The sequence below is a fragment of the Sphingobium sp. PNB genome (genome assembly GCF_019873065.1).
GTDB lineage: Bacteria > Pseudomonadota > Alphaproteobacteria > Sphingomonadales > Sphingomonadaceae > Sphingobium > Sphingobium fuliginis.
In genome coordinates this window covers 1-2756 of record NZ_JAINEZ010000187.1, presented here as the reverse complement: position 1 = coordinate 2756, position 2756 = coordinate 1, and the positions used below count along the sequence as shown (strand labels likewise).

Annotated in this window: 4 protein-coding genes; all 4 read right to left on the bottom strand. The window is 63.1% G+C overall.

The window, feature by feature from the left end; all coding sequences use genetic code 11:
- Window positions 1-55: 55 nt before the first annotated feature.
- Complete coding sequence (locus K7W03_RS27110) at window positions 56-301, bottom strand: hypothetical protein (RefSeq protein ID WP_222888054.1); 246 nt, start codon at window positions 299-301, stop codon at window positions 56-58.
- 17 nt (window positions 302-318) lie between these two features.
- Window positions 319-1983: an IS66 family transposase gene (gene tnpC, locus K7W03_RS27105; protein WP_222888052.1), complete on the bottom strand. Its 1665-nt coding sequence runs from the start codon at window positions 1981-1983 to the stop codon at window positions 319-321.
- A 71-nt stretch (window positions 1984-2054) separates the two neighbouring features.
- Window positions 2055-2396 (bottom strand): IS66 family insertion sequence element accessory protein TnpB, encoded by a 342-nt coding sequence (tnpB, locus tag K7W03_RS27100; RefSeq protein ID WP_019052498.1) that lies wholly within the window; start codon window positions 2394-2396, stop codon window positions 2055-2057.
- Window positions 2393-2740, bottom strand: coding sequence for an IS66-like element accessory protein TnpA (gene tnpA / locus K7W03_RS27095; protein WP_062788688.1), 348 nt, complete (start codon window positions 2738-2740; stop codon window positions 2393-2395). Before tnpA ends, tnpB begins: the two co-directional genes overlap by 4 nt.
- Window positions 2741-2756: the final 16 nt, after the last annotated feature.

Genomic DNA, 2756 nt, shown 5'->3' with positions numbered 1-2756 from the left:
GTACGCATCCGGTGAGGACCGCGGCTACTGACGGTTTGCTGGGGGATTTGGCATCTTACTTGCCGAGGAAGGCCTCGACGCCTTCTTGAGCGAGCGCATCGCGGAATGCAGCATCGGCATCGCGGTCGGTGGGGAATAGATTGTCCCAGACCGTCGAGGTGCCGTGCTCGTTGACGACCTCGAGGGACCAACCACGTTCGGTGGCGAGCCGCACGATGTTGATGGTCAGCCGTACGCCCGCCTGTTCGATGGACCGGCAGAGAGAGGATTCAATCAGTTCGGGTTGCGGGTCAAATTCCATGCCGTGATGCTATGAGATCACGGCTCCAGCTTCAACGCTGTTGGTTTCCAATTCCATGGGAGCAGATCGCCAAGCCGATTAGCCGGATGACCGGCGATGCGGGCAAGGACGTCGGCGAGCCAAGCCTGGGGATCGAGGTCGTTGAGGCGACAGCTTTGAATGAGTGAAAACATGATGGCGGCGCGCTGACCGCCGCGATCGGAGCCGCAAAATAGCCATGCTTTCCGCCCGAGTGGCACACAGCGTAGCGCCCGTTCCGCTGCGTTGTTCGTGAGGCATACCCTGCCATCGACGAGGAAGCGGGTGAAGGAGTCCCAGCGCCGGAGCATATAGTTGATAGCCTTGGCGAGATCATGGTTACGCGACAGCTTGGCGAGTTGGGCGTTCAACCAGTCGTGCAGTTCGGCGATCAGTGGCGCGCTCAACTCCTCACGGGCGGCAAGCCGCTCCGCTGGTGTCTTGCCGTTGACACCGCGCTCAACGTCGAACAGGGCGTCCAGCTTCTGTACCGCCTCCAGCGCAATCGGATAGATCGGGCCAGTCCGCTCGCCGCGGCTCTTCTTGCGCGCAGCGCCCTCGACGTCAGCAAGTTCGAAGAACTTCCTGCGCGCGTGAGCAAAGCATCCTGCCTCCAGGATGAGACCAGGCTGGCGGTTGGGAGCATACAGCTCGAAATAGCCCGCATAGGCATCAGCCTGCAGAATCCCGGACCAGGACGCGAGGTGCGCCTGGGGATGTTCCCCGCGCCGGTCGCGCGAATAATAGAAAACCACCGCCGGCGGATCGGCGCCGCCGAACGGGCGGTCATCCCGGACATAATCCCATAATCTACCGGTATCGGTCTTGCCCTTGGCCATGACCGGCACGGTGGTATCGTCGCCATGCACGCGCTCGGCGGCAAAGACATGGGCCTCGATCAGTCGGAAGATGGGCATCAAGGCGAAGGAAGCCGCACCGACCTGATCGGCAAGCGTGGAGACGCTCAATGGCACGCCTTCGCGAGTGAACCGCTCAGCCTGGCGGTTGAGCGGTTGGTGCTGCCCGTACTTCTCGAACAGCAGCATGGCGAGGAAGCTTGGTCCGGCCCAGCCACGCGGCACGACATGGAACGGCGCGGGTGGCTGCGTGATCTTCTCACAGTCACGGCAGGAGAACTTCTCCCGCACGGTCTGGATGACCTTCCAGGCGCGCGGGATCACCTCCAGCGTCTCGGTCACATCCTCGCCCAGCTTCGACAGGCGGACGCCGCCACAGGCCGGGCAGGAACAGGGCGCCGGAACGACGACGCGTTCACGTGGCAAATGGTCGGGAAACGGCTTCCTGACCGGCCTCTTGCGCTCAAATGCTGTGACGTTCGTCGCCTTTGCCGCGGCGGTCTCGGCGGTCAGATCGCCTTCGGCGGCGTCGGCCTCCAGATCTTCGAGCTCAAACTCCATCTGCGCAAGAAGCCGGCGGGTGCGTTCGGCACTGGGGCCGTACTGCTCGCGCCTGAGCTTGGCGATCTGCAACTTGTAGTGCGAGATCAACGCCTCGGTGGCGCTCTCCCGGGCACGGGCATTGGCCAGTTCGGCTTCAGCGCTCGTGGCCCGCTGTTCGGCTTCATCGGCGCGCTGCGCACTGAGCCGTACCAACGCCTTGAGCGCTTCGATATCGTCAGGCAGGGGCGAAACGGCGGCGTCCACAACTTGGATGGAATCATAGAAAACCTCCCGGATGAAGCGGAAAATGCAGCCTTCGCCGAGAAAATCTGCGCCTATCCTGCGCTCTGTGGGCGCCAGCTATATTGCGGGTTCCGCCAGTCCACTCCGTCGAGCAGACAGGCCAGCTGTGAGCTCGTCAGCGACACCACGCCGTCCTTCGCGGCGGGCCAAATGAACTTCCCTCGTTCCAATCGCTTCGAATATAACGACATCCCGAGGCCGTCGTGCCAGATTATCTTCACAAGCGCCCCGCTGCGCCCGCGAAAGACCCAAAGATCGCCGGCAAATGGGTCTCGCGAGAAGCTCTGCTGCACCATTGCTGCCAAGCTCTGCATGCCGCGCCGCATATCTGTGTGGCCCATCGCAATCCACACCCGCGCGCCAGCTGGGATCATCGCAGGGCCTTGAGCGCTGCCGACACCAAGGCAGCTGGTGCCGACGCAGATATGCTCACGCGCCCTTTGCCACCCAGATCCACGATGATCACCGGCATTGCGGCCTGGTGCGCATTCTGCTGTTCGCCATCGTCAACCACCGCCTCGGCGAACTCCGTCAGGGCGGGCGGCTGCCGCAGCTTGTTGCGCCACGTGTAAATGCGCGCCGTGGAAATATCGTGCCGCCGCGCCACAGCCAAAACGCTGGCCCCAGGCGCAAAGGCTTCTGCCAAAATCTGGAGCCGTTCCTCGTCGCTCCAGCGCCGCCGCCGTTCCGGCCCGGTCATCACCGTGATCTGCCGCATCCACTGCTCCTAAGCG